Annotated in this window: 26 protein-coding genes; 15 read left to right on the top strand and 11 right to left on the bottom strand. The window is 64.9% G+C overall.

From position 1 onward, the window contains the following. The first annotated feature begins 320 nt into the window (after positions 1-320). Positions 321-710 carry a VOC family protein gene (locus AC1DIO_RS20080; RefSeq protein WP_441506972.1) on the top strand — a complete coding sequence of 130 codons (390 nt, stop codon included), beginning with the start codon at positions 321-323 and terminating at the stop codon, positions 708-710. A 104-nt stretch (positions 711-814) separates the two neighbouring features. Here AC1DIO_RS20080 and AC1DIO_RS20085 read toward each other — a convergent pair whose 3' ends face one another. The 3 genes from AC1DIO_RS20085 to AC1DIO_RS20095 form a co-directional block, all read right to left on the bottom strand. Then, complete coding sequence (locus AC1DIO_RS20085; RefSeq protein ID WP_441506973.1) at positions 815-1,621, bottom strand: SDR family NAD(P)-dependent oxidoreductase; 807 nt, start codon at positions 1,619-1,621, stop codon at positions 815-817. Positions 1,622-1,708: 87 nt separating this feature from the next. Then, positions 1,709-2,728 carry a TRAP transporter substrate-binding protein gene (locus AC1DIO_RS20090; RefSeq protein WP_441488171.1) on the bottom strand — a complete coding sequence of 340 codons (1,020 nt, stop codon included), beginning with the start codon at positions 2,726-2,728 and terminating at the stop codon, positions 1,709-1,711. A 143-nt stretch (positions 2,729-2,871) separates the two neighbouring features. Continuing rightward, entirely contained in the window at positions 2,872-4,740 is a 1,869-nt protein-coding gene (locus tag AC1DIO_RS20095; RefSeq protein WP_476853987.1) for a TRAP transporter large permease, read from the bottom strand. A 317-nt stretch (positions 4,741-5,057) separates the two neighbouring features. Between AC1DIO_RS20095 and AC1DIO_RS20100 the strand changes: the two genes are divergently transcribed. The 4 genes from AC1DIO_RS20100 (at position 5,058) to AC1DIO_RS20115 (ending at position 9,495) form a co-directional block, all read left to right on the top strand. After that, on the top strand, positions 5,058-5,921 hold the full coding sequence (locus AC1DIO_RS20100; protein ID WP_441506974.1) for an IclR family transcriptional regulator: 864 nt from the start codon (positions 5,058-5,060) through the stop codon (positions 5,919-5,921). A 1-nt stretch (position 5,922) separates the two neighbouring features. Further along, positions 5,923-7,563: an acyl-CoA synthetase gene (locus tag AC1DIO_RS20105; protein ID WP_476853988.1), complete on the top strand. Its 1,641-nt coding sequence runs from the start codon at positions 5,923-5,925 to the stop codon at positions 7,561-7,563. Further along, positions 7,563-8,417, top strand: a complete 855-nt coding sequence (locus AC1DIO_RS20110) for a PCC domain-containing protein (protein WP_441488175.1) — start codon at positions 7,563-7,565, stop codon at positions 8,415-8,417. Before AC1DIO_RS20105 ends, AC1DIO_RS20110 begins: the two co-directional genes overlap by 1 nt. Positions 8,418-8,532: 115 nt before the next feature. Next, complete coding sequence (locus tag AC1DIO_RS20115) at positions 8,533-9,495, top strand: alpha/beta fold hydrolase (RefSeq protein ID WP_441506976.1); 963 nt, start codon at positions 8,533-8,535, stop codon at positions 9,493-9,495. A gap of 29 nt (positions 9,496-9,524) precedes the next feature. Here AC1DIO_RS20115 and AC1DIO_RS20120 read toward each other — a convergent pair whose 3' ends face one another. Together AC1DIO_RS20120 and AC1DIO_RS20125 are read right to left on the bottom strand one after the other, a co-directional pair. Further along, positions 9,525-11,156, bottom strand: coding sequence for an acyl-CoA synthetase (locus AC1DIO_RS20120; RefSeq protein ID WP_441506977.1), 1,632 nt, complete (start codon positions 11,154-11,156; stop codon positions 9,525-9,527). Then, positions 11,156-11,608: a MaoC/PaaZ C-terminal domain-containing protein gene (locus AC1DIO_RS20125; RefSeq protein WP_441506978.1), complete on the bottom strand. Its 453-nt coding sequence runs from the start codon at positions 11,606-11,608 to the stop codon at positions 11,156-11,158. Before AC1DIO_RS20125 ends, AC1DIO_RS20120 begins: the two co-directional genes overlap by 1 nt. Before the next feature lie 178 nt (positions 11,609-11,786). Between AC1DIO_RS20125 and AC1DIO_RS20130 the strand changes: the two genes are divergently transcribed. The 9 genes from AC1DIO_RS20130 (at position 11,787) to AC1DIO_RS20170 (ending at position 19,732) form a co-directional block, all read left to right on the top strand. Continuing rightward, the gene (locus AC1DIO_RS20130; RefSeq protein ID WP_441488179.1) at positions 11,787-12,671 is read left to right on the top strand and encodes a beta-keto acid cleavage family enzyme; all 885 of its coding nucleotides are present in this window, start codon (positions 11,787-11,789) and stop codon (positions 12,669-12,671) included. 172 nt (positions 12,672-12,843) lie between these two features. After that, entirely contained in the window at positions 12,844-13,323 is a 480-nt protein-coding gene (locus tag AC1DIO_RS20135; RefSeq protein ID WP_441506979.1) for an SRPBCC family protein, read from the top strand. A 117-nt stretch (positions 13,324-13,440) separates the two neighbouring features. Beyond that, the gene (locus AC1DIO_RS20140) at positions 13,441-14,808 is read left to right on the top strand and encodes an ABC1 kinase family protein (protein ID WP_476853989.1); all 1,368 of its coding nucleotides are present in this window, start codon (positions 13,441-13,443) and stop codon (positions 14,806-14,808) included. A gap of 169 nt (positions 14,809-14,977) precedes the next feature. Next, positions 14,978-15,265: an aa3-type cytochrome c oxidase subunit IV gene (locus tag AC1DIO_RS20145; protein ID WP_069879375.1), complete on the top strand. Its 288-nt coding sequence runs from the start codon at positions 14,978-14,980 to the stop codon at positions 15,263-15,265. Positions 15,266-15,287: 22 nt separating this feature from the next. Beyond that, the gene (locus AC1DIO_RS20150; protein WP_441506981.1) at positions 15,288-16,427 is read left to right on the top strand and encodes a Re/Si-specific NAD(P)(+) transhydrogenase subunit alpha; all 1,140 of its coding nucleotides are present in this window, start codon (positions 15,288-15,290) and stop codon (positions 16,425-16,427) included. 26 nt (positions 16,428-16,453) lie between these two features. Next, complete coding sequence (locus AC1DIO_RS20155; RefSeq protein WP_069879377.1) at positions 16,454-16,885, top strand: NAD(P) transhydrogenase subunit alpha part 2; 432 nt, start codon at positions 16,454-16,456, stop codon at positions 16,883-16,885. A 6-nt stretch (positions 16,886-16,891) separates the two neighbouring features. Beyond that, complete coding sequence (locus tag AC1DIO_RS20160; protein WP_441488183.1) at positions 16,892-18,295, top strand: NAD(P)(+) transhydrogenase (Re/Si-specific) subunit beta; 1,404 nt, start codon at positions 16,892-16,894, stop codon at positions 18,293-18,295. Positions 18,296-18,365: 70 nt separating this feature from the next. Further along, a complete protein-coding gene (locus AC1DIO_RS20165) occupies positions 18,366-18,845 on the top strand; it encodes a GNAT family N-acetyltransferase (RefSeq protein ID WP_441488184.1) in 480 nt (159 codons plus the stop codon). A 41-nt stretch (positions 18,846-18,886) separates the two neighbouring features. Then, complete coding sequence (locus AC1DIO_RS20170; RefSeq protein ID WP_441506983.1) at positions 18,887-19,732, top strand: alpha/beta hydrolase; 846 nt, start codon at positions 18,887-18,889, stop codon at positions 19,730-19,732. Positions 19,733-19,753: 21 nt separating this feature from the next. Here the strand turns inward: AC1DIO_RS20170 and AC1DIO_RS20175 are convergent, their stop codons facing one another. From AC1DIO_RS20175 to AC1DIO_RS20195, 5 genes are all read right to left on the bottom strand, one after another. Then, positions 19,754-20,599: a tetratricopeptide repeat protein gene (locus AC1DIO_RS20175; protein WP_244523454.1), complete on the bottom strand. Its 846-nt coding sequence runs from the start codon at positions 20,597-20,599 to the stop codon at positions 19,754-19,756. Positions 20,600-20,834: 235 nt separating this feature from the next. After that, positions 20,835-21,068, bottom strand: coding sequence for a 30S ribosomal protein S21 (gene rpsU, locus AC1DIO_RS20180; protein ID WP_038359685.1), 234 nt, complete (start codon positions 21,066-21,068; stop codon positions 20,835-20,837). A gap of 209 nt (positions 21,069-21,277) precedes the next feature. Beyond that, positions 21,278-22,378: a 5-(carboxyamino)imidazole ribonucleotide synthase gene (locus AC1DIO_RS20185; protein WP_441488186.1), complete on the bottom strand. Its 1,101-nt coding sequence runs from the start codon at positions 22,376-22,378 to the stop codon at positions 21,278-21,280. Next, a complete protein-coding gene (gene purE / locus AC1DIO_RS20190; protein WP_441506984.1) occupies positions 22,375-22,872 on the bottom strand; it encodes a 5-(carboxyamino)imidazole ribonucleotide mutase in 498 nt (165 codons plus the stop codon). The genes AC1DIO_RS20185 and purE overlap by 4 nt, the downstream gene beginning before the upstream one ends. A gap of 110 nt (positions 22,873-22,982) precedes the next feature. Next, positions 22,983-23,201: a YdcH family protein gene (locus tag AC1DIO_RS20195; protein ID WP_043238474.1), complete on the bottom strand. Its 219-nt coding sequence runs from the start codon at positions 23,199-23,201 to the stop codon at positions 22,983-22,985. A 228-nt stretch (positions 23,202-23,429) separates the two neighbouring features. Between AC1DIO_RS20195 and AC1DIO_RS20200 the strand changes: the two genes are divergently transcribed. Further along, entirely contained in the window at positions 23,430-23,618 is a 189-nt protein-coding gene (locus AC1DIO_RS20200) for a DUF465 domain-containing protein (protein WP_043238472.1), read from the top strand. A 116-nt stretch (positions 23,619-23,734) separates the two neighbouring features. On the opposite strand, the gene AC1DIO_RS20205 is transcribed toward AC1DIO_RS20200, so the two are convergent. Further along, positions 23,735-25,363 carry an acyl-CoA synthetase gene (locus tag AC1DIO_RS20205; protein WP_476853990.1) on the bottom strand — a complete coding sequence of 543 codons (1,629 nt, stop codon included), beginning with the start codon at positions 25,361-25,363 and terminating at the stop codon, positions 23,735-23,737. Between the last annotated feature and the right edge of the window lie 57 nt (positions 25,364-25,420).

The following is a 25,420-nucleotide window of genomic DNA, read 5'->3' on the forward strand; positions in this document are numbered from 1 at the left end:
TCGCGATCGGAGAACGCGGTATTGGCCGGCGCGGCCAAAACGGACCGCGTCCCGCTCTTCGCCGAGCGGCCGTCACTCGCTCTGCGATGTGCTGGAGATCATGACGCGCTATTCCTACGGGCCGATCAAGCGGATGCGGATGTCGAGCCGATTGCGCTGCCGGTGAGCTCCGCTCCACTGTCGTGGCCATCTCGCGCGATCATATCCTGGCTCGTACCGCGTCCGGCGCTGCTGGTCGCGACCACGCTCTGGTCGCCGCTTGACGAGCCCGCTGCCAAACCTGGTGATGGGCAAATGGCAGCGTGGTTCGGAGGCAAACCTTGACGATTGCAAGACCGTCGCATGACGCGACCCAGAAGCTGATCACCTTCCTCTATTATCGCGATCTGCCGCAGGCGATGCGCTTCTACGAGGACGTGCTCGGGCTCGAACTTACGATCGATCAGGGCTGGTCGAAGATCTACCTCATCACCGAGGGGGGCTATGTCGGCCTCGTCGACGAGAGCCGGGGCAGTCATCGCGCCCACCCGGTCAAGCCGGTGCAGATCTGCATCCGCGTCGCTGATGTCGACGGCTGGCATGCCTATGTCGAGAGCGTCGGCGTCTCCGCGCTGAAGCCGCCGCGCAGCCATGAAGCGCTCCGGATCCGGGCATTCGTGTTCGATGATCCGGAGGGCTATCAGATCGAGATGCAGTCGGCGCTCGTCTAAAGCATCGGCCCGAAACGTGGGCTGCGGTCCTCGGGAAAGCGGATGCAGGCACAGAAGGTCAGATCATCGGAGCCGGTACGGTATCCGGTCCGATGATCCAGGTGTCAGCTCGGGAAGGCTGCGACTGCGCAGCTCTGACCGCCATCGACGGGCAGGCAAACTCCGGTGATGAAGGCTGCTTCGTCCGAGGCCAGGAACACGGCGGCCGCAGCAATATCCCAGGCCGTGCCCATCTTGCCCATCGGTACGGCGGCGTTGCGGGCAGCGACCATCTCGTCGACCGAGGCATACTGACCCGAGATCTGCTTGTAGATCAGCGGCGTGTCGATCAGGCCCGGCATGATGCAGTTCGCCCGGATGTTCTGCCGGGCATATTGCATGGCGAGCGCCATCGTCGCCTGGTTCACCGCTGCCTTGGTGGCGTAATAGGCAAAGTAGGGGTAGCCGGTCCAGCGGATCGCGGCGAGCGAGGAGATGTTGACGATCGCGCCGCCGCCGCTCGCAAGCATTGCCGGGATGACCGCCTTGGCCGTGCGATAGACCGAGCCGAGATTGAGATCGAGCGCCGCCCGAAACTTCTCCTCGCTGAGTTCGACCGGTCCACCCATATGGGTCACGCCGACATTGTTGTGCAGAATCTGGATGCCGCCGAAGCGCGCCATGGTGGTCGCGACGGCGTCATCGACCGAGCCCTGCTCAGTCACATCGGCTGCGATCGCGAGCGCTTCGCCGCCCTCCTCGCTGATGAGGGCTGCTGTCTCGTCGGCAGCAGCCTGGACGAGGTCGATGCAGGTGACCCTGGCGCCCTCCCGCGCATAGGCGACCGCTGCGGCCTTGCCATTGCCCCAGCCCGGGCCTGAGGAGCCGGCACCGAAAACGATCGCGGTCTTGCCCTTCAGCCGGTCGGCCATGACGTGCTTCCTTCAGGTGGCGAGTGGTTCAAATGAAAGCCCGGCAGCGCTGTTGCACCGCCGGGCTTGAAAGATGAGCGGGCCGGCTCAGCTCAGGCTGCTGCCGACGGCCTTCTCGAGAATGGCCCAGGCCTCGTCGCCATACTTCTTCTTCCAGTCGGCATAGAAGCCGGCCTTGCGAAGCGCCTCACGGAAGGGAGCTGCCTGGGTGTCGTTGATGACCATGCCCTTCGAGACGAGTTCGTCCTTGAGGCCGGCATTGAGCTTGGCGACGTCGGCGCGCTCGAGCAGCGCGGCGTCGTCGAGGTTCTTGGCGACGATCTTGCGCAGATCCTCCGGCAGCTTCTCCCAGGCGCGACGGTTCGCCAGGAACCAGAAGCCGTCCCACATGTGGTTGGTCATGGAGAGGTACTTCTGCACCTCGAACAGCTTGGCAGTGGCGATGATCGCCAGCGGATTCTCCTGGCCGTCGACCACCTTGGTCTGCAGGGCGGTGTAGACCTCGGCGAAGTTGATGCTGGCCGGGGCCGACTGGAAGGCGGTGAACATCGAGGTCCAGAGCGGGCTGACCGGCACGCGGATCTTGAAGCCCTTGAGATCGTCGGGTGTGTTGATCGGGCCCTTCGAGCTCGTCATCTGGCGGAAGCCGTTGTCCCAGATCTTGTCCATGACGACGAGATTGGCCTTGCCGATCTGGCCGCGGACATAGGCGCCGAGCTCACCGTCCAGGGCCTTCCAGACCGCATCGTAGTTCGGGAAGGCGAAGCCGATGCCGCTGAGCGAGGCGTTCGGCACCAGTGTCGAGAGGATCAGCGGCGAGAGCGTGAAGAACTCGACGCCGCCCGAACGGACCTGGCTCAGCATGTCGGTGTCGGAACCGAGCTGATTGTTCGGGAAGATCTGGATGACGACMCGGCCCTTGGTGTCCTGCTTGATCTTCTCCGCCGCTTCGTTGGCGCGGATATTCATCGGGTGCGCGACGGGCAGGTTGTTGGCGTATTTGTAGGTGAATTCGGCGGTCTGTGCCTCGGCCCTGCCGATATGGAAGGAGCCGATGGTGGCGGCAGCGGCGGTGCCCTGCAGCAGAGTGCGGCGTGAGATGGTCATGAGCGTTTCTCTCCCTGTCGATGTTGCTTTCACGCCGCCGCTGGTTTGCTTCGCGACGACGGGATCTCGGTTATCCTAAATTCTCGCGTTCCGGACCGCGGCCCTGCAACCCTCACTGCGATGGTGGCGACCATGCCGGAGCATCAGAGCACCCAGGTCGACAGGCCGGGCACGACTGCAATGACGACAAGGCCGATCAGCAGCGCGACGAGATAGGGCCAGATCGCGCCCATCGCCTCATCCGGCGAGACATTGCCGATCTTGCAGGCGATGTAGAAGCCGATTCCGATCGGGGGGGTCATCAGGCCGATATTCATCGCCGTGACCACCACCATCGAATAGTGCACATCGTTGATGCCGAGATTCTTGGCTATCGGGAACATCAGCGGCGCCATCAGCACGATCGCGGGCAGGCCTTCGAGCACGCAGCCCAGAACCAGGAAGACGACGATCGTCACTGCCATGAAGGTCAGCCAGCCGCCCGGCAGGCCGGCCATGAAAGTGGCGAGGTMGMGCGCGAAGCCGGTCTGGGTCAGGGCCCAGGCCATGGCGAGCGCGGTGCCGAGGATCATCAGGATCGCGCCCGAGAGCGCCGCCGTCTCGACCAGCATCGCGTAGCATTTGCGCAGGCCGATGCCGCCATAGAGGATGATGCCGATGACGAAGGCGTAGAGCACCGCAATGGTCGAGACCTCGGTCGCGGTGGCAATGCCGCCGCCGACCACGCCGCGGATCAGGAAGGGCAGGACGAGAGCCGGACCCGCGACCAGAGCGGTCCGCCCGATCACGGCCATGGGCGCGCGCCGCACGCCCTTCATGTCTTCGCCGATGGCTTTCCAGCGTGCCAGCAGCGCCAGTGCGACGAGGAGCACCATGGCAATGCCGAAGCCGGCATTGAACAATCCGGCGATCGAGACGCCCGCGACCGAGCCGAGCACGATCAGGACGATGCTCGGGGGCACCGTGTCGGCCATGGCCGCGCCGGTCGAGAGCAGGGCGATGAGCTCCTTGGGCTGGTAGCCGCGGCGCTTCATCTCGGGAAAGAGCGCGGGCGCCACCGTTGCCATGTCGGAGACTTTCGAGCCCGAAATGCCCGAGACCAGGAAGAGCGAGCCGAGCAGCACATAGGACATGCCGGCGCGGACATGGCCGAGCATCGAGGCGAGGAAGTCGACAATCGCCTTGCCCATGCCGGTCGCATCGAGAATGCAGCCGAGCAGCACGAAGATCGGCACGGAGAGCAGGATGATGCTCGACATGCCCTCGTCCATGCGTCCGATCATCACGATCATCGGGACATTGGTGCTGAAGGCGAGGAAGGCGAGCGTACCCATACCGAAGCAGAAGGCGATCGGCACGCCGGCAGCGAGGCAGAGTGCCACCGTGACGACGAGGAAGATCAGGATGTTGGTGTAGCCGAGACCCTTGAAGACCGGCATCAACCCCCAGCAGGCGGCGGCGAGCCCGGCCACGAGCGCGACGGCGACGATCAGGTCCGGCAGCCTCGCGGTGCGGATGGCATGGCGAACCGTCAGCACGAACATCATGGTGATGCCGCATGCGATGGCCGACACGCGCCAGCTGTTTGGAATGTTKAGCGCGGCCGAGGTGACGTAGGATTCCTCGATTGTGTAGTCGATCGCCGGGTGGATCATGGCCGCGAGGAAGGCGGCAACCACGACCAGGGCCAGCGTCTGCACGAACTGGCTCATGCGCTCAGGCATCATGCCGATGAAGAGCGTCAGCTTGAGATGCTCGTTGCGATCGATCGCGATCGCAGAGCCGAGCATGGCGAGCCAGAGGAAAGAGATCGAGGCGGCTTCGTCGATCCAGACAATCGGCAGGGAGAAGACATAGCGCGTGGTGACGCCGAGCAGCAGCAGCCCGACGATCAGGAGCAGCAGTGCGGCGCTGATCATCTCGATCGGCCGCATGATCGCCGAGCCAGTGCGGATTGCATCCGTATCCAGCGGGTTCTCGGAAGGAACAATGCTCTCGCTGAGCTGTGCCATGCCCGGGCTCAAGCCTGCGTCCGCACGGCAACGCCGGAGCGTGCGCATGTCGGAACGGAACCGCAGCGGATATCCGCTTCAGTCATGGCGTTGGCCTCCGGCCAGCCGGAATCCCGTGACAACATCTGCCCTTCCTCCCGCGCGCCGATCTTGTGAACGTTCTTGAGGCCCGGCGCGGTCCATACTGTGGATGAATGATCCAGCGGACTTGGCCAAGAATACACGAGCAGGCCTGCGTTGCAATCTATCTGAGCCCGAACTAGGCTACTGAAAACAACCAAAGGGTCCATATTATGGACTGTCTCTGAGGCCGCAGGATGGAACATTTCGTTGCATCAGCCGGTGATCTCTCGGGTTCGCAGAGTGTCGATCGGGCCTTGCGGCTCCTGGCTTTGATCGGTCGTGAGCCCGCGGGCGGGTTGCCGCTGAGCGATATCGTCATCGAAAGCGGGCTCAACAAGCCGACGGCGCGGCGGCTGCTGCTCGCCCTGATGCGCGCGGGACTCGTCGAGCAGGAGGCTGTGTCGCGGCATTACTGCCTCGGCGAGGAGGCTTTCGTGCTGGGCGTGCTGGCCGCGCGCCGGCACGGGCTGCTCGAACTGGCCATGGAGAGCCTGAGGCGCCTGTCGGAGATCACCATGGATACGAGCTTTCTTTCGATCCGGCGCGAGAATTACTCGGTCTGCCTGCATCGGGAGGAAGGAACCTATCCGGTCCGGACCCACGCGCTGCAGACTGGCCAGCAGCACCCGCTCGGGGTCGGCGCCGGCTCGCTAGCCATGTTGGCAGCGCTGCCGGACGGCGAGGTCGAGCGGGTCATGGCGGCGAACGAGAAAGCGCTGCTGACGCAGTATCCCGGTTTTCCGCCTGACGAGATCCGCGCCGATCTGGCGCTGGCCCGCGAGCGTGGTTTTTCGCTCAATCCCGGCCGGCTGGTGGCCAGTTCCTGGGGCGTCGGCATCGCCTTCCGCTATCCGGACGGCCGCGTCGCCGGCGCACTCAGCCTGGCGGCGATCGACAGCCGCATGGTTCCCGCGCGCCAGGTCGAGTTGGCGCGCCACCTTTCGACCGAGGCCGAGAGGATGGAGCGCCTGCTCGCGCAGATGTTCGTCCGAAAGACATCCCAAGGCGGCAGCCCGCAGCAGGGGGCACGCCCAATTACAAAATCGAGGAGCGTCTGACGTGACCGAAGCCCTTGCCAGCCAGGCCGCCCCGCGCGGCGGCGTCGCACCCGTGACGCGCCGCGTGATGAACCTTGCCCATATCGTCACCCAGAATGCGCGCCGCTTCGGCCAGCGCCCTGGCTTCATCTGGGGGGACAGGCAGTGGAAATGGGCCGAGATCGATGCGCAGGTTTCGGCGCTGGCCGCGGCGCTGGCGACGCGAGGCATCGGCAAGGGGGACCGCATCCTGGTTCATTCGAAGAACTGCGAGGCGATGTTCTTCTCGATGTTCGCGGCCTTTCGGCTTGGTGCCGTCTGGGTGCCGACCAATTTCAGGCTGCTGCCGGACGAGGTCGCCTATCTCGCGACGGCGTCCGGTGCGAAGGCCTTCCTGTGCCATGGCGATTTTCCGGAGCATGCTGCGGCGGTCGCCACTGCTGAACCCGCGCTCGGCTTTACCTGGCGTATCGGGGCAGGAGCTTTTGGCGAGGCCGAGGTCGGCGAGATGATCGCGCGCCATGCTGGTGCAAGCGTTGCGAATGCCGCGGTCGAGCGTGACGATCCCTGCTGGTTCTTCTTTACCTCGGGTACCACGGGGCGCTCGAAGGCCGCGGTGCTCACCCATGGCCAGATGGGTTTCGTCGTCACCAACCATCTCTGCGACCTGCTGCCGGGAACGACGGAGGCGGATGCATCGCTCGTGGTCGCGCCTCTCTCGCATGGCGCGGGCGTGCACCAGCTCGTCATCTCGGCGCGCGGCGCGCCGACGATCCTGCTGCCGTCGGAGCGTTTCGACGTCGACGAGGCCTATCGCCTGATCGCGCGCCACCGCATCACCAATATCTTCACCGTGCCGACGATCCTGAAGATGCTGGTCGAGCATCCGGCCGTCGACACGCATGACCACTCCTCGCTGCGCTATGTCATCTATGCCGGCGCGCCTATGTATCGCGAGGATCAGAAGGCGGCGCTTGCCAAGCTGGGCAAGGTGATCGTGCAGTATTTCGGGCTCGGTGAGGTCACCGGCAATATCACGGTGCTGCCGCCAGCCCTGCATGATCCCGAGGATGGCCCGAATGCGCGTATCGGGACCTGCGGCTTCGAGCGCACGGGAATGCAGGTCCAGATCCAGGATGATGAGGGGCGTGAGGTCGCGGCAGGGGAGCAGGGCGAAATCTGCGTCGTCGGCCCGGCCGTGTTCGCGGGCTACTACGACAACCCCGAGGCCAATGCGAAATCGTTCCGTGACGGCTGGTTCCGTACGGGTGACCTCGGTCACATGGACGAACAGGGCTTTATCTACATTACCGGGCGCGCGTCCGATATGTACATTTCCGGCGGCTCGAACATCTACCCGCGCGAGATCGAGGAGAAGATCCTGACCCATCCGGCAATCGCGGAGGTGGCCGTGGTCGGCGTGCCCGATCCGGTCTGGGGCGAGATCGGTATCGCCGTCTGCGTCGCATGTTCGKGGGCGCAGGCCAGCGAGGCCGAACTCGCCGAGTTCCTCTCAACCAAGATCGCCCGCTACAAGATGCCGAAGCGCTTCCTGTTCTGGGAGGCGCTGCCGAAGTCGGGTTACGGCAAGGTGCCGAAGCGGCTGGTCAAGGACGAGCTTGAAGCGCGCGGCGAACTCGCCCGGATGCGGGGCGAAAGGTGATGCGGCAGATCATCCAGCCCGGTCCCGCTGCGCCTGAGCGCATTCAATGGATCGAAGCGCATGGCCGACGCTTCAGGATGTCTCTCGCGGCCGGGCTTCCGCTTCTGGAAGCGGTGCGCCGCGGCTTTGCGGCAATGGGCTTCACCAGTGGCGTGGTCACGGTCGATGGGCTCGTCCTAGGACCCTTCGCCTATGTGATGCCGGCGCTGTCGAAGACACCGGAGCATGCCGCCTTCTATAGCGACACGTTTCGGCCTGCCGGCGTGACGCGCGTCGAGACGGGGGCGATGACCTTCGGTATGCGTGATGGAGCGCCCTTCTTCCACTGCCACGCGCTCTGGACGGAAGCGGACGGCAAGGTCAGCGGCGGTCATATCCTGCCGGACGACACCGTGCTCGCGGAAACGGTCACCGTACCGGCGCTGGGCCTCGATGGCGCCGGTTTTGCCGCCGCGCCCGATCCGGAGACGAATTTCAAGCTGTTCGGCCCGGTCGCAGTGCCATTCTCCGGCGCTTCGCGCGAAGGGCGTTATTTCGCCCTGCGTGTGGGCCCGAATGTCGATTTCACCACGGCGCTGGAAGAGTTCTGTGCCGAACGCGGCATCCGGCGTGCCGTCATCCATGGCGGCGTCGGCAGCACCATCGGCGCGCATTTCGAGGATGGCCGGATCGTCGAGAATTTCGCGACCGAAGTCGCGATTCAGGCCGGGGTCATCGAACCCGCGCAGGGGCGACTTGCCGCAGAGATCGATGTGGCGCTGGTCGATTTCACCGGTGCGATGGCGCAGGGCCGTCTGAGACGCGGCGACAATCCGGTGTTGATGACCTTCGAGCTGGTACTCGAGGCCTTGTAGGCGCCCAGAGAGGCAGTCCCACCGAAGCCTTCGGTCGGCACCGAAGTGTTTCCAGGTGTCAGCGCGTATTCGAAGGCGCAGTCTCCCGCCCACCCAGCAAGGGCGGGAGCCAGCCATGAACATAGCTTCGATCAACACAGCGCGCGCCGTCGCCGCGGGCGAGGTCATGCGGTTGACGGAAACGGCCGAGACGCCCGGCTTGCTGGTCCGGCGTGCGGCTGGGGCCGGGCCGAGCGTCGTCTACGTTCATGGCGCGACCTTTCCGTCGGCCCTTTCTGTTGCATACCGCTTCGACGGGCGTTCCTGGATGGACGACCTGCAGGAGCGCGGTTTCGATGTCTGGAGCTTTGATCTCGCGGGCTATGGCGGCTCGGACAGGCCCGCGAGCTTCCTTGCCCAGGCGCCTGACAATGCGCCATCCGGGCGCGCGCCAGAGGCCGCAAAACAGCTGGCGCGGGTGATCGAGCACGTGCTGGACGTAACCGGACGGGCCCGAGTGTCGCTCATCGCGCATTCCTGGGGCAGCATCGTCGCCGGGCTCCTTGCCTCGCTGCATCCGGAGCGTGTCGAGCGACTGGTCCTGTTCGGGCCTATCGCGCAACGCAAGACCCCAGGCTTCCTTGCGCCGGAGAGCATCGGGGCGTGGCGTCTCGTCTCGGTTGCCGACCAGCTCGCGCGCTTCGTCGAGGACGTCCCGCATGGCCACTCCCCGGTCCTGATCGAACCCACGCTCGCAGACTGGGGTCCAGCCTATCTCGCCAGCGATGCGCAAGCCGCAAGCAGAAGGCCTGAACCGGCGGTCAAGATTCCCTCCGGGCCTCGCGCCGATATCGCCTCGGCCTGGTCGGGGCGGCTCGGCTACGACCCGTCTCACATCACGGCGCCGACCCTGATCGTGCGCGGCGCCTGGGACAGCCTGTGCAGGGACAGCGATGCGCAATGGCTGCGCGGGCGGCTTGGCACGAGTGAAACCCGAGATGTCGTCATTCCCGAGGGCACGCATCTGATGCATCTCGAACATGCGCGCTCCGGGCTCTTCGAGGCGACAGGGGCCTTCCTCATGAAGAGAGGCTCATGAAGATTTGGCTTTGAACCGCCTCCGCCTGGTTATTCGCCGCCCCGCTTCCTTGCGATCTCCTGGTCCCGCAGATCCTTGCGCCTGATCTTGCCGGTCGGGGTCATCGGCAATTCCGTCACGAACTCGATCTCGCGCGGATACTGGTAGGCGGCGAGGCGCGATTTGACGAAGTCCTGGATCTCGGCGGCGAGCGCCGCCGAGGCGGTGATCTCCGGTTTCGGCAGGACAAAAGCCTTGACCACCTCCGTCCGCAGCGGGTCCGGACTGCCGACCACGGCAACCATCAGCACGGCGGGGTGGCGGATGATGCAATCCTCGATATCGCCGGGGCCAATGCGATAGGAGCCGCTGGAAATGATGTCGTCATCACGGCCCTGGAACCAGAAATAGCCGTCTTCGTCGCAGGCGCCGGTATCGCCGGTGACGAGCCAGTCGCCGAGGAACTTCGCCGTTGTCGCCTCGGGTTGGCGCCAGTATTCCAGCATCATCACGGGGTCAGGTCGCGCGACCGCAATCAGCCCCTGCTCTCCAGCAGGCAGGACCGCGCCCTCTGGCGAGATCACCGCGACGCGATGGCCGGGAACGGCGCGCCCCATCGAGCCAGGCTTGACCGGGAACAGACTGGCGCAGTTGGAGACGATCAGATTGGCTTCGGTCTGGCCGTAGAATTCGTTGACCTCGAAGCCGAAGGTTTCCTTGCTCCAGGCTAGCATATCGGCGCCGAGTGTTTCGCCGCCGGTGCCGATCGAGCGCATCGCATAGGCGAAGCGCTCTCTTGGATTGTGAACCTGCCGCATTAGCTTCAGCGCTGTCGGTGGCAGGAAGGCGTTGCGGATGCTGTGGCGCGCCATCAGGTCGAAGGCTGCCTCGGGATCGAATTTGCGGGCACGCGAGGCCAGCACCGGAACGCCGAAATAGAGGCTCGGCAGCAGAACATCGAGTAATCCGCCGGCCCAGGCCCAGTCCGCCGGCGTCCAGAACAGGTCGCCGGCCTGCGGGAAGAATTCCTGCGGCAATTGCACGCCGGGCAGATGGCCGAGCAGCACACGGTGGGCATGCAGCGCGCCCTTGGGCTTTCCCGTGGTGCCGGAGGTGTAGATGATCAGCGCCGGATCGTCGGGCGTGGTGTCGAGAGGCGTGAAACTGTCGGACGCCTTGTTCAACTCGCTCCAGAAGTCGAGGTGGCCTGCGCCGTCGATCAGGAAGATCCGCCTGAGTTCCGGCAGGCTCCCGCGGCTCGCCTCGACCTTGACGATGTTCTCGCCATCGGTGATCAGCGTGCAGGCGCCGCTATGCTGCAGCCGGTGTTCAAGCGCATCCGGTCCGAACTGGGTGAAGAGCGGCAGGGCGATCGCACCCATCTTGTAGATGGCGAGATGGGCCATCGCGGTTTCCGGGCGTTGCGGCAGCAGGATGCCGACGCGCTCACCCGGTTTGACGCCATGGGCACGCAGCATATTGGCGAGCCGGTTCGTGTCGAGCTTGAGCGCGTCGAAACTCATCGTCGCGACGCCGTGCCCCTGGTCTTCATAGATCAGCGCCGGCTTGCCACTGCCGTCCGCGTGGCGGTCGCAGGCTGCGACGCCGATATTGAACCGCTCGGGGATCTGCCAGGCGAACCGCTCACAGGTCTCGCGATAGCTGGGGCGCCGTTCCAACATCAGCCTTGATCCCCAGTGCGGCGCTTCATCAGCAGCTTGAGATGGCCGGTCTGGATGTGCTCGCCGCGCTGGTTGTGCACCTCGAGGCGCAGGGTGACGATGCCGCGGTCCGGCTTGCGGCTGGGTGTCCTTTCGACGGCTGTGACGACGGCATGGACCGTGTCGCCGACCTTCACCGGCCCGGTAAATGTCCAGTGCAGATCGAGCAGGCCCATGGTGGTGGCATCGATCAGGTTCTGCTGCGACATCAGGCCGATCGCCATGGCGAGCGTCAGGGGGCCGTGGGCGATGCGCTCGCCGAAGGGCGTGCCTGCGCAATACTCGCTGTCGACATGCAGCGGATTGAAATCGCCGGAAAGGCCGGCGAACAGCGTGATGTCACCCTCGCCGACGGTGCGCCCGCGGGTCGTGATGCTGCTGTCGAGGTCAAAGTCCTCGAAATGGAGCCCCATCCGTTCCTCCCGGCTTTTGCGCATTCTAGCGTGCTGGCGCGGGCTGCTGGCAAGGCCGAAGCAGAGCTCATTTGCTCACCGTGGTGTTGCACTGATGGCGACGTTCGGTTCTCTCTTGCATCGATATCGAGGGGGACGCTCGCTCGGTTCCCGACACCTGGCCTGAGGACGAAACGCCGTGAGCACACCGATCTGGATCGAAGCCGCGATCAACGGCCCCTGGGGCAGGGAGCGTCAGCCCGGCATTCCGATCAGCATCCCCGAGATTGTTGCCGACGGCATTGCGGCGGTCGAGGCCGGGGCGGCCATTGTCCATCTTCATGTCTACGACCTCGTGACCGGCCGCCAGCGCGACGACTGGGAACTCTATGCGCAGGCGATCGAGGGCATCCGCACCAAGGTCGATGCCATCGTCTATCCGACCATCCCGATCGTCGGCTCCGGCTATGCCGGCGATATCGTCGGTTCCGGCCGTTACTGGCATCTGGAGGAGCTGGCGAAGCGCGGCCTGGTCGAGTGGGGCGTGCTCGATCCCGGGTCCTGCAACTGGACGACCTTTGCCGGCATCCCACAAGGCGAGGCAGGCTTCATCTACCAGAACCCCGGCGAGCATATTCGCGAGGGCATGGAGGTGGCGCAGCGCCATAAGGTCCATCCGAGCTATGCCATTTACGAGCCAGGCTTCACACGCCTGGGAGCTGCGCTGGCCAAGGCCTATCCCGGCATGCCGATGCCGATCTACCGGCTGATGTTCTCGGACGCCTTTGCCTGGGGCTTCCCGCCGAAGTCCTATGCGCTCGAGGCCCATCTTGCGCTGCTTGCCGAGGTTGCGCCGCAGGCGCCTGTGATGATCGCGGGGCTGGGCGTGGAACTTGGCAACCTGATCCCGCACGCGGTTGCCCGCGGTGTGCATGTTCGTGCCGGACTGGAAGATGCGCCCTTCGGCGAGACACGGAACAATGCCGCGCTGATCGCGGAAGCTGTCAAACGGGTCGAAGCCGCCGGTGGACGGGTTGTCGGTGCGGCGGATGTCAGGGCCGACCTGGCGGCGCGGGTTGGATAGAACCCAGCGAACCTGGACGGGAGGTGACTGATGGTCAATCCAGGTTCAAGTGGTGCTGGCCACCTGCACGGAACGGAGTTTGCAAACGTCGCATTGAGGAAGCTGGGCTCCTCTGGACGGCATCGATGCCGCAGTTGAAGAGCAACGTGTATTGCCCGAAAGGAGGGACGCCATGACCAATCCTGGCGCCAGGACGAGAACGGACTCCGCTTCKAGGATCGTCCAAGCGTCTCCACAAGCCATCTACCGCGCCTTCGTTGACCCCAAGTCGTTGGCGTCCTGGCTCCCGCCACGCGGCATGACGGGCGAGATCCTCGCATTCGAACCGCGGGTCAGCGGACGCTATCGCATGGTCCTGACCTATGAGGCATCGCAGCATTCAGGGGCCGGCAAGACCTCGGAGAACACCGACATCGTTCAGGGTCGTTTTCTGGAGCTGATTCCGGACGAGCGGATCGTACAGTCGGTTGAGTTCGTGTCGGAGGATCCGTCTTTCGCGGGTACGATGACGATGTCATGGAGCCTCGCTCCGGTCGGGAGCGGCACAGAGGTCACCATCCTCTGCGAGAACGTGCCCGCGGGCATCCGGCAGGAGGACCACGATGTGGGTTTGAGGTCGACGCTGGCGAACCTTGCGGCCTTCCTCGAGTGAAGGGCGCCGGGCGCGCACGGTACCGTGCTGCGCCGACGGGGCATGATGTAGCATTGGTTCTGCCGTGATCGTGCCCTACATCCTGGGCGCGACCCTGCAGCCAATCCTGTGAGCGACATGTCCGAACGCGACAGCGAAGCCAATCGTTTCTCCGCCCGCGCAGCCCGTTACGCCCGCGTCGGGGCGAATGTCGGTGGGGTCGCGGCACGCATTGCCGGGACGCGGCTGCTCGGACTGGAAGGCCGCAATCTCAGCAATGCCGAGGCGCTGGCCAAGGCGCTGGGTGGGCTGAAGGGGCCGATCATGAAGGTGGCGCAGCTCGTCGCCACCATTCCCGACGTCGTGCCGCCGGAATACGCCGCCGAGCTGCAGAAGCTGCAATCGCAGGCGCCGCCGATGGGGCCGGCCTTCGTCAAGCGCCGCATGATGGCGGAGCTCGGGCCGCAATGGCGCATGCGCTTCGCCGAGTTCGACCTGAAGCCTGCGGCGGCAGCGTCGCTCGGCCAGGTGCACCGGGCGACGACGCATGATGGCGTGCCGGTCGCCTGCAAACTGCAATATCCGGATATGGAATCAGCGGTCGAGGCCGATATCGCCCAGCTCGACATCCTGTTTGCGCTGCATCGACGCATGGATCCGGTGATMGACACCACAGAGATCGCCAAGGAGATCGGCGCGCGGGTGCGAGAGGAACTCGACTACGTCCGCGAGGCGAAACATATCGCGCTTTACCGCGCGATGCTGGCCGAGACGTCGGACGTGCGCGTGCCGACGCTGGAAGCCGGGCTGTCGACCCGCCGGCTCTTGACCATGCACTGGCTCGAGGGTGACCGAATCCTCGACCATAAGCAGGACGGGCAGGAGTCCCGCGATCGGATCTCGACCGCGATGTTCCGTGCCTGGTGGCGCCCCTTCAGCCATCACGGCGTCATTCACGGCGACCCGCATCTCGGAAACTACACGGTGTTCTCGGAGGATGGTGCGCCACAAGGCATCAACCTGCTCGATTATGGCTGCATCCGGATCTTCCCACCCTCCTTCGTCGGCGGGGTGGTCGATCTCTATCGCGGCCTCCTGGAGAATGACCAGGCGCGCGTGATCCACGCCTATGAGACCTGGGGCTTCAAGGGGCTGACCAAGGAGTTGGTCGACACCCTCAACATCTGGGCGCGTTTCATCTACGGGCCGTTGCTGGAGGACAGGGCCCGGMGCATCGCCGAAGATGTCAGCCCGGCGGAGTATGGCCGCAAGCAGGCCTTCCAGGTGCATCAGGCGCTGAAGAAGCGCGGGCCGGTGACCGTGCCGCGTGAATTCGTCTTCATGGACCGCGCCGCGATCGGCCTCGGCGGCGTCTTCCTGCATCTCGATGCCGAGCTGAATTTCCATCGCCTGTTCGAGCAGGAAATCGAGAATTTCTCGACCGAGCATGTGGCTGACGTTCAGGCGAAGGCACTCGATCGCGCCGGATTGGCCGCTGCGCATTGACGGGGATGTTCGTTCCGGCATCCCCGCTGTTACCAGGGCTTTGCAGAGCAAGCGGTTTCACTGCCTGAAATGCCCCTGAAACAGGCGGCGATGGCGTGTTGACGCGTTGCCAGACCCTTCGCTGGTGCGCTACACGGCAATGAGACCTTTTTATGCGGGAACAGTTTTTATGGCCCACCACGGACACAGCGCAGCCGATGCTCCGCAGATGGATTATCCGGAACACGAGCGGACCTATCGCGGCTTCGTCCACATGGCCGAAGTTACCACTGCAGCCTGCCTTGCCATCGTCGCGGCGCTCGCCGTGGGCGGAACCAAGCATGCCTGGGGTACTGCGGTCGTCGGAACGCTCCTGACCCTCGTCGCCACAGGCGTCGGCATTGCCGCTCCCTCGCTGTCCTGGCGTGCACCGGCGGTTCCGCTGGTTCTGATGCTGCTCGCGCTCCTCCTGATGTAACGCCGGAAAGGCCCCGCCTGCCATGCGCATTGCTGTCCCAGCCGAAACGCAAGGGACGGAAACCCGCGTCGCCGTGACGCCGGAAACCGTCCGCAAGTTCATTGGCCTCGGGGCCGATGTCGCAGTGGAGAAGGGAGCGGGGCTCGCTTCCGGTATTACCGACGCGGACTACCAGGCTGCCGGCGCGACCACCGCCAAGAACGCCAAGGAGGCGCTGAAGGGCGCCGATATCGTTCTCAAGGTGCGCCGCCCGGCCGAGAGCGAACTCGCCGGCCTGCCGGCGGGCGCGCTCGTCGTCGGCATCATGGATCCTTACGGTAACGAGGCCGCAGTCGAAGGCCTTGCGAAGGCCAATGTCGCTGCTTTCGCCATGGAATTCATGCCGCGCATCACCCGTGCGCAGGTGATGGACGTCCTGTCCTCTCAGGCCAATCTCGCCGGCTATCGGGCCGTGATCGACGGCGCCGCCGAGTATGGCCGGGCTCTCCCGATGATGATGACGGCGGCAGGCACGGTTCCCGCGGCGAAGATCTTCATCATGGGCGTCGGCGTCGCCGGCCTGCAGGCAATCGCGACTGCGCGGCGTCTGGGCGCCATCGTCACCGCGACCGACGTGCGCCCCGCCACGAAGGAACAGGTCGAGTCGCTCGGTGCGAAATTCCTCGCCGTCGAGGACGAGGAGTTCAAGCAGGCGCAGACCGCCGGCGGCTACGCCAAGGAAATGTCCGCGGAATACCAGGCAAAGCAGGCCGAGCTCACCGCCGGCCACATCGCCAAGCAGGACATCGTCATCACGACCGCGCTGATCCCGGGCCGCCCGGCGCCGAAGCTGATCACCGCCGCGATGGTCGAAAGCATGAAGGCGGGTTCGGTGATCATCGATCTCGCCGTCGAGCGCGGCGGCAATTGCGAGCTCGCCAAGCCGGGCGAGATCGTGACCACGCCGAATGGCGTCAAGATCGTGGGCCATCTGAATGTGCCCGGGCGTCTGCCTGCGACATCCTCCAGCCTCTACGCCAAGAATCTCTTCGCCTTCGTCGAAACGCTGATCGACAAGGGCGAGAAGAAGCTCGCGGTGAACTGGGACGACGAGCTGGTGAAGGCGACTGCGCTGACCCGGGACGGCGCGGTGGTTCATCCGAATTTCGCGCCGAAGGCCTGAAGCATCGCTAGGGGGAGTGTCCGACCATGGCTAATCCGACACCTGAACAAGCGCTCGAGCAGGCCCGCTCGGCGGCTGCCCTCGCGAAACAGGCTGCAGAACTGGCGGAGCGCTATGCCGAGCAGGCTGCGGCCGCCGCCGGTGCCGCTACCGGCGTGGACCCGACGGTCTATCGGCTTGCGATCTTCGTGCTCGCGGTCTTCGTCGGCTACTATGTCGTCTGGTCGGTGACGCCGGCACTGCACACGCCGCTGATGTCGGTGACCAACGCGATCTCCTCCGTCATCGTCGTCGGCGCGCTGCTCGCCGTTGGCGTGAATGCGGCGCCTGCTCTGGGCGATGGTCCGATCTGGGCCAAGATTTTTGGCTTCGTCGCGCTGGTCCTGGCGTCCGTGAACATCTTTGGCGGCTTCCTCGTCACCGAGCGCATGCTCTCGATGTACAAGAAGAAGGGCTGAGCGCACATGGCCGCTAATCTCTCCGCCCTTCTCTACGTCGTCTCCGGCGTCCTGTTCATCATGGCCCTGCGAGGCCTGTCGCATCCGACAACCTCGCGTCAGGGCAATCTCTACGGCATGGTGGGCATGGGCATCGCCATTGCCACCACCGTGATCTTCTATCCGCCTTCCGGCTTCTCCGGCTGGTTCCTGGTCGTTCTCGGCATCGCTATCGGCGGCGGCATCGGCGCCTACATGGCCCGGCGCGTGCAGATGACCCAGATGCCGCAGCTCGTCGCCTTCTTCCACTCGCTGGTTGGTCTGGCGGCAGTGCTGGTCGCGGCAGCGGCGCTCTACGCGCCGGAGGCCTTCGGCATCGGTCAGGTCGGCAAGATCAAGGGCGCAAGCCTGTTCGAGATGGCGCTGGGCTGCGCCATCGGCGCGATCACCTTCACGGGCTCGATCATCGCCTTCCTGAAACTCGACGGGCGGATGAGCGGCAAACCGATCATGCTGCCGCAGCGCCATGGCATCAATATCGGCCTTGGCATCGCGGTCATCGTGCTGCTGCTGTTCTTCCTGAAGACCGAGAGCCACGTCGCCTTCTGGCTGATCGTGCTCCTCGCCTTCGCGCTCGGCGTGCTGCTGATCGTACCGATCGGTGGCGCGGACATGCCGGTCGTGGTCTCCATGCTCAACTCCTATTCGGGCTGGGCGGCTGCGGGCATCGGTTTCACGCTCGGCAACATGGCGCTGATCATCACCGGTGCGCTGGTCGGCTCTTCCGGTGCGATCCTGTCCTACATCATGTGCAAGGGCATGAACCGGAGCTTCATCTCGGTCATCCTCGGTGGCTTCGGCGGCGAGACCGCTGGCCCTGCCGGTGGCGCCACAGAGGCTCGCCCGGTGAAGCAGGGCTCGGCCGACGATGCGGCCTTCATCATGAAGAATGCCGGCAAGGTCATCATCGTGCCGGGCTACGGCATGGCGGTGGCGCAAGCCCAGCATGCGCTGCGCGAGATGGCCGACGCGCTGAAGAAGGAAGGCGTCGAGGTCAAGTACGCCATCCACCCGGTCGCTGGCCGTATGCCCGGCCACATGAACGTGCTGCTCGCCGAAGCGAACGTGCCCTATGACGAGGTTTTCGAACTCGAGGATATCAACTCCGAGTTCGGCCAGGCGGATGTGGCCTTCGTCATCGGAGCCAATGACGTCACCAACCCTTCGGCCAAGACCGATCCGCAGTCGCCGATCTACGGCATGCCGATCCTTGATGTCGAAAAGGCCAAGACCGTGCTCTTCATCAAGCGCGGCATGGGCTCGGGATATGCCGGCGTCGAGAACGAGTTGTTCTTCATGCCCAACACGATGATGCTGTTCGGGGACGCCAAGAAGGTCACCGACGAGATCGTCAAGGCAATGGCGCACTGAGCCGCCGGACCCACGGCAAGTTGCGAGGGGCCGGCGTCTCGCTGGCCCTTTTCTTTTGGAGTTTCAAACGGTGGGCATCACGATCAGACCGATGGCGGAGGCGGACCGTCCCGCCGTGCTGGCGCTGCTGCTGGAGCTGACCGCCCATGAGGCGGGCCTGAGTCCGGCGCGCGGGACCGGGCCGGAGGTGGCCGCCGCCTGCCTGGCAGATGATCGTGAGAAGGCGGACGAGACCGGGGGTGTGCTGATGGTCGCCGAGAGCGATGGCCGCGTCGTCGGCTATCTCGCGCTGCAGCTTGCCCGGACCGGCCCGTTCGTACACGAGCACCTGCGCGATCACGTCTATATCGAGAATATCGTCGTTGGCGCCGCGGAGCGTGGGACCGGCATCGGTCAGATCCTGCTGGCGGAAGCCGAGCGCTTTGCGCGGGCGACGGGGCGCAAGGTCCTCCATCTCGGTGTGCTGGAGGGCAATGACCTCGCGCTCAGGGCTTATCGCCGCGCAGGCTTCGAGACGGCCTCCGTGGACATGATGAAGGTGCTGGACTGAGCGTGGCCGTGCCGCCGCGGTGATCGGGGACCATGATCGGCATGAAGCTCATTCGCCTTCTCGCGCTCGCTGGGCTTGTCCTCTATCTGACCTTTCTGGCGCTGCTCTATGTCGAGCAGCGCGAGCTTTTGTATCCGCGCGACCCGACACGTGCAGACATCGCTGCGGCCAATCTGCCAGGTGTCGAGGAGACGACGCTAACTGCTGCCGATGGCGAGCGGCTGATCGCCTGGGTGGTGCCGCCGCGCGAGGGCAAGCCGGTGCTGCTGTTCTTCCACGGCAATGCCGGCAATTTCGCGAGATCCGCCCGCCAGGCGCGCTTCCGTGGCCTGACCGAGGACGGGACCGGGCTCTTCGCCGTGAATTATCGCGGCTATGGCGGGTCGAGCGGCGCGCCGTCGGAAGAGGGGCTGCTGCTCGATGCGCGTGCGGTCTATGACGCTGCCGTCTCACGCTTTGGCGCCGATCGGCTGGTTGGCTATGGCGAATCCCTGGGCACCGGTGTTGTGCTCAAGCTTGCAGCGGAGCGCCCGCTCAAGGCCGTGATACTCGAGGCGCCCTATCTGTCGGCAGCTGCAGTGGCGCAACTCGCCTATCCCTTCGCACCAATCGGCTGGCTGATGAAGGATCAGTTCCGGTCGGACGCCGTCATCGGCCGCGTCACCGCGCCACTGCTGGTGTTGCACGGTGGCCGCGATGCCGTCATTCCCTTCGCGCAGGGGCAGGCACTCTACGACATGGCGAACATGCCCAAGCGCTTCGTCCGCTTTTCCAGCGGCGGCCACCAGGACCTGCCGGCGCATGGTTCGCTGCCCGAGATCCGGGGCTTCCTGGCCAATCTGACGAACGGTGCCGTTGCCGGCCAAGAAAGCCGCGCCGTCGAGTAGCGCGGCGGCCTGGCGTTATGGTCAGCGGAAGAGGCTGCCTCCGCCGAGGCGCGCCTGGCCGGCGCGGGCGGTTGCATTGTTGCTGTCCAGGCTCAGGGCGCGCTGATAGTTCTCGGCCGCTTCAGTCTTCTTGCCGAGCTTTTCGCTGGCGAGTCCGCGACCGGCCCAGGCTTCGGCGTTGCGGTTGTCGACATTGAGCGAAGCCGTGAAGTCCTCGATCGCCTGCTCGAACTTTCCGACCGCGATCAGGCTCTGGCCGCGGGCCGTATAGGGCGGGGCGTTATAGGGATTGCGATCGATGACCGAGTCGAAATCGGTGATCGCATGCTGGTGCTGGCCTTCCTTCTGATAGACCAGACCACGGGCATGGAAGGCTTCGGCCGATTCTGGATTCAGGCGGATCGCGGTGTTGAGGTCGGACAGCGCCTGCTGACTGTTGCCCTGCTGGCGCAGCAGGTTGGCACGCCCGATATAGGCCGGGGCATAGTTCGGGTTGGCTGTGGTGGCGCGGTTGAAGTCTGCCATCGCCGCGTCATTGCGGCCGCTCTGGCGCAGCGCCAATGCGCGATTGGTATAGGCCGAGGCGAGGTTCGGGTCGATCTGCACCGCCTTGGTGAAATCGGAGATCGCGTCGGAGTAGCGGCCGGCACGGGCATAGGCCGCGCCGCGGGTGTTATAGGCCTGCGGATCGTTGGGGTTGCGGTTGATGACCTCGCTGAGCGAGCCGATATTCACGCTCGCATTGGCGGATGATTCCGCATCGACTTCAGCAATTGCGCTCTGTGAGCCCAGATTGGAAACGGTGTCGCATCCTGCCAGCGCGACGGCGATGCCGGCTGCAGCCAGCCAGCTCTTGCCTCGAAACATGCTCTGCCTCATCGGTCCCGGTTCTGTGCCTCGACTGCCATGCTCGACCCCGTTGGTCGTCATGACCTGATTGCGCTCCCCAGCCGACAGCGCCCCTTCACGCGAGAACGCCTGCATCCTGCCAAGCTTTGGTTAACGCCGCCGAAAAAGCAACAACGCCCGGAGAGGCTCCAGGCGCTGTTTCGACATGATGCATCCGTGCGAAGCGGCCAAAGCGGCCGCCCTCAGCCGGAGATCAGGGGCGCTTGGGTTTCACCGGCGCGGGCAGAAGGCCCTCGCGCTGCAGCTTCTTGCGGACCAGCTTGCGGGCGCGGCGGACGGCTTCCGCCTTCTCGCGCGCCTTCTTCTCGGAAGGCTTCTCGTAATGACCGCGGAGCTTCATCTCCCGGAAAATGCCTTCGCGCTGCATCTTTTTCTTGAGGGCGCGAAGAGCCTGATCGACATTGTTGTCGCGAACGAGAACCTGCACGTGATTGTCCGTCTTTAGCGGGTTGGTCAAGATTTCGGGTCCAGCGAAGTTTCTCAACTCGCAGGAAGGGTTGTGCGGATAACAGAATTCAATTCGGCTGTCCACGCCGGAAGAGCCGGAGAACGTGGAGAAATCGCGGGCGGAGACGAGCCGCGGGATTCGTCCGGACAAGCCGGCAGGAATGAGTGCCGACTCCGTAAGGAAGCACGTTATGTGCGGGCCGGCTTCAGCCGCGTGACATGGCCCATCTTGCGGCCGGGGCGGGCATCCCGCTTGCCGTAGAGATGCAGATGCGCGCCCGGCTCTGCCAGGATTTCCCGCCAACGAAGTGCGGCGTCGCCGACAAGGTTTTCCATCTCGACAGTGCCGCGACGGGTGGCCGATCCAAGCGGCAGGCCGCAGACGGCGCGGACATGCTGGTGGAATTGCGAGGTCTCGGCGCCTTCGCTGGTCCAGTGTCCGGAATTGTGCACCCGCGGCGCGATCTCGTTGATGATGACGGTCTCGCTCGCGCCCTCGCCAACCACGAACATCTCGACGGCGAAGACACCGATATAGCCGAGCGCTTCTCCGATCTTGCGCGCCGCCTCGATGGCGCTGGCGGAGGTCCCGGCCGCAACCTGCGCCGGCACATGCGTGAAGGCGAGGATGTGGTCGCGATGCTCGTTCTCGCAAAGATCGAATGCAGCGAAGTCGCCGGCAGTGTTGCGGGCTGCGACGACGGAAACCTCCCGGCTGAAGCTGACGAAGCCTTCGAGGATGGCAGGAAAATGCCCGATGGCCTCATAGGCTTCGGCCAGATCGGTATCAGCCGCGATCTTCACCTGCCCCTTGCCGTCATAGCCGAAGCGGCGCGTCTTCAGGACGCTGGGGCGGCCGAGTTCGGCGACCGCGCGTTCGAGATCGGCCAGCGAATCGACGGCGCGGAACGGCGCAACCGCCAGCCCGAGATCGGCGACGAAGCTCTTCTCGCTCAGCCGGTCCTGCGTCAGGGCCAGGGCGCGCGCGCCGGGATGAAGCGGCGTGCGCGCGGCGAGGAAGGCCGCTGTCGCATGCGGCACATTCTCGAACTCATAGGTGACGAGGTCGACCGCATCGGCAAATCCGGCCAACGCAGCCTCGTCTTCATAGGCGCCGATCGTATGACGGGCGGCGACGTCGAAGGCCGGGCTATCAGCCTCGGGCGCGAAAATATGGGCGCGAATGCCGAGATCGGCGGCGGCGAGCGCAATCATGCGGGCAAGCTGCCCACCGCCGAGGATGCCGAGCATGGCGCCGGGGCCAAGCCCGCGCGGATCGGGCGTGCTCATGCGTCGTCCCTGGGGAATTCGGCGACCGCCCCGCTTTGGCGGCTGCGATAGGCTTCCAGCCGCTCGGCCAGGGGCTCATCGCCCAAGGCGAGCACGGCGGCGGCGAGGAGGCCGGCATTGACCGCCCCGGCCCGGCCGATGGCGAGCGTGCCGACCGGGATGCCCGCCGGCATCTGCACGATCGAGAGCAGGCTGTCCTGGCCGGAAAGGGCCTTGGATTCGACCGGCACTCCGAAGACCGGAAGCGGCGTCAGCGAAGCCGTCATGCCCGGCAGATGCGCGGCCCCGCCGGCGCCCGCGATGATGACCTTGAAGCCCTTCGCCTTGGCTTCCTTCGCGAAGGAGAACATGCGTTCCGGGGTCCGGTGCGCGGACATGATGCGAGCCTCGTGGGCCACGCCGAGCATGTCGAGGACTTCGGCCGCATGACGCATCGTCGCCCAGTCGGACTGGCTGCCCATGATGATGGCGACAGGAGGGCTGGTATCGGCCATGTGCACTCGCTTCCCATGCGAGGGGAGGAAGCGCGCGACTTAAACTGCGGGCAGCCCGGCAGGCAAGCACCGATTCGTCGAAATCATTGTTCTGTGTGCTGTTTTCCGCATCAGGCGATGATGTCCGGCGTCAGCGCGTCTTCGATCTGCGTGATGCGGTCCTTGAGGTAGAGCTTCCGCTTCTTCAGGCGCTGCACCTGGATCTGATTGATCGCGCCCATGCGCTCCAACGCGTCGATGGCGCTGTCGAGGTCGCGATGCTCTTCGCGCAGACGAGCCAGCTCGGCCGTAAAGGCCTCGATCTCCTCAGGGCTCAGCTCGAATCCCATGAAGCCGTCTCATCATTGCCGCGATCCGGGTCGACTATGCTCAGGCGCGGGCGGCCCGGCAAGAGCGCAGTGTCGCTTCGCGCAGGGATAGCGCGTGCCATTCGCGCCCTGCGGGAAGGAGAGACCCAGGATCACGGAAACTCATGGTGCAGTGCACTGCTGCCCCAGAGACTTGAAGCCGGCTCTGTGTCAGACTCCCCCCGTCAATCGCTCATCAGGAGAATCCAGATGTCGCTGCAGACCCACCTCGCCGAGCTCGAGCGCAAGCATCGTCAGCTTGAGGAAGCCATCGCCCAAGCCGCGGCGCGCCCCTCTTCCGATACGCTGAGTGTGTCCGAGTTGAAGCGGAAGAAGCTGCTGCTGAAGGAAGAGATCGAGCGCGTCAGAATGACGATGCCGCAGCCGACGCTGCATTGAACGGGATAACGGGGCAGCCATCGCCCGTCGAATAGGATGGTTTTGATCGAGCCGGTCCCAGGAGGGGCCGGCTTTCTCGTTGAATGGACATGCAGGACTGGAAGCCGCGCCTGGCACTACAGGGCCCTTGCCATCTCGCGCAGCTTGAATTTCTGGATCTTGCCGGTCGAGGTCTTGGGGATCTCGGTGAAGACCACCGTCTTGGGGCATTTGAACGAGGCCAGAAGCCCGCGGCAGAAGGCGATGATCTCCGCCTCGGTCGCATTCTTCCCCGGCATGAGTTCGACGAAGGCGCAGGGCGTMTCACCCCATTTCTCGTCCGGCCTGGCGACAACCGCAGCCGATTGCACCGAGGKATGCTTGTAGAGCGCATCCTCGACCTCGATCGAGGAGATGTTCTCGCCGCCGGAGATGATGATGTCCTTGGAGCGGTCCTTGAGCTGGATATAGCCGTCGGCATAACGCACGCCGAGGTCGCCGGAATGGAACCAGCCACCGGCAAAGGCAGCTTCGGTCGCCTTCGGATTCTTGAGGTAGCCCTTCATCACGACATTGCCGCGGAACATCACCTCGCCGAGTGTCTGACCATCGCGGGGAACCGGCTGCATGGTTTCCGGGTCGAGTACATCGAGGGCTTCCAGAGCGGGGTAGCGCACGCCCTGGCGTGCTTTCAGCACGGCCTGGTCCGCAGCTTCCAAGGCGTCCCAGTCGCGCTGCCACTCATTCACGACTGAGGGACCATAGGTCTCGGTCAGGCCGTAGAGATGCGTCACCTCGAACCCAGCCTGCTTCATCGCGGCAAGCACGGCTTCTGGCGGCGGGGCGGCGGCGGTGAGGAAGGAGACCTTCTGCGAGAAGGGGCGGCGTTCCTCCGCCGGGGCGTTGAGCAGCGTCGACATCACGATGGGTGCGCCGCAGAGATGGGTGACGCCATGATCCGCCAGCGCCGCGTACAGCGCCTTGGCGCGGACCTGGCGCAGGCAGACATGGGTGCCGGCGAGGATCGAGATCGACCAGGGGAAGCACCAGCCATTGCAGTGGAACATCGGCAGCGTCCAGAGATAGACGGGATGACGACCCATGCCGCAGGTCACAATATTCGAGGTCGCGAGCAGATTGGCGCCGCGGTGATGATAAACCACCCCCTTGGGGTCGCCGGTGGTGCCCGATGTGTAGTTCAGCGAGATCGCGTCCCATTCGTCGCCGGGTAACGTCCAGGCGAAATCCTGGTCGCCGGTCACGAGAAAGTCCTCGTATTCGACGCTGCCAAGCCGCTCGCCGCTGCCGTCATAGACCGGGTCGTCATAGTCGATGACCAGCGGCTTGACCTTGCAGAGTTCCAGTGCCGCCTGGACTGTGCTCGAGAATTCGCGGTCCGCGATCAGCACCTTGGCTTCGCCATGGTCGAGCGAGAACGCGATGATGGCGGCGTCGAGCCGCGTGTTCAACGTGTTGAGCACACCGCCGGTCATTGGCACGCCGTAGTGACATTCGAGCATGGCGGGCGTGTTCGGCAGCATGGCTGCGACGGTATCGCCCCTGCGGATGCCGTGCTTCGCCAGCGCGGATGCAAGCCTGCGCGAGCGTGCGTAGAATTCGGCATAGGTCCGGCGCAACGGGCCGTGGATGATCGCAACATGGTCGGGAAAGACGGCGGCGGCACGCTCGAGGAAGGTCAGCGGCGTCAGCGGCTGGAAGTTGGCCGGGTTGCGGTCGAGGTCGATGTCATAGGGCGAGGTCTTCATCGGGGCGCCTTCTTCCGTCGCGTCGCCTTCGGATCTAGCCGGTCCCGCGCTCTCCCG

This window comes from Allobosea sp. 05T439 (assembly GCF_056396005.1).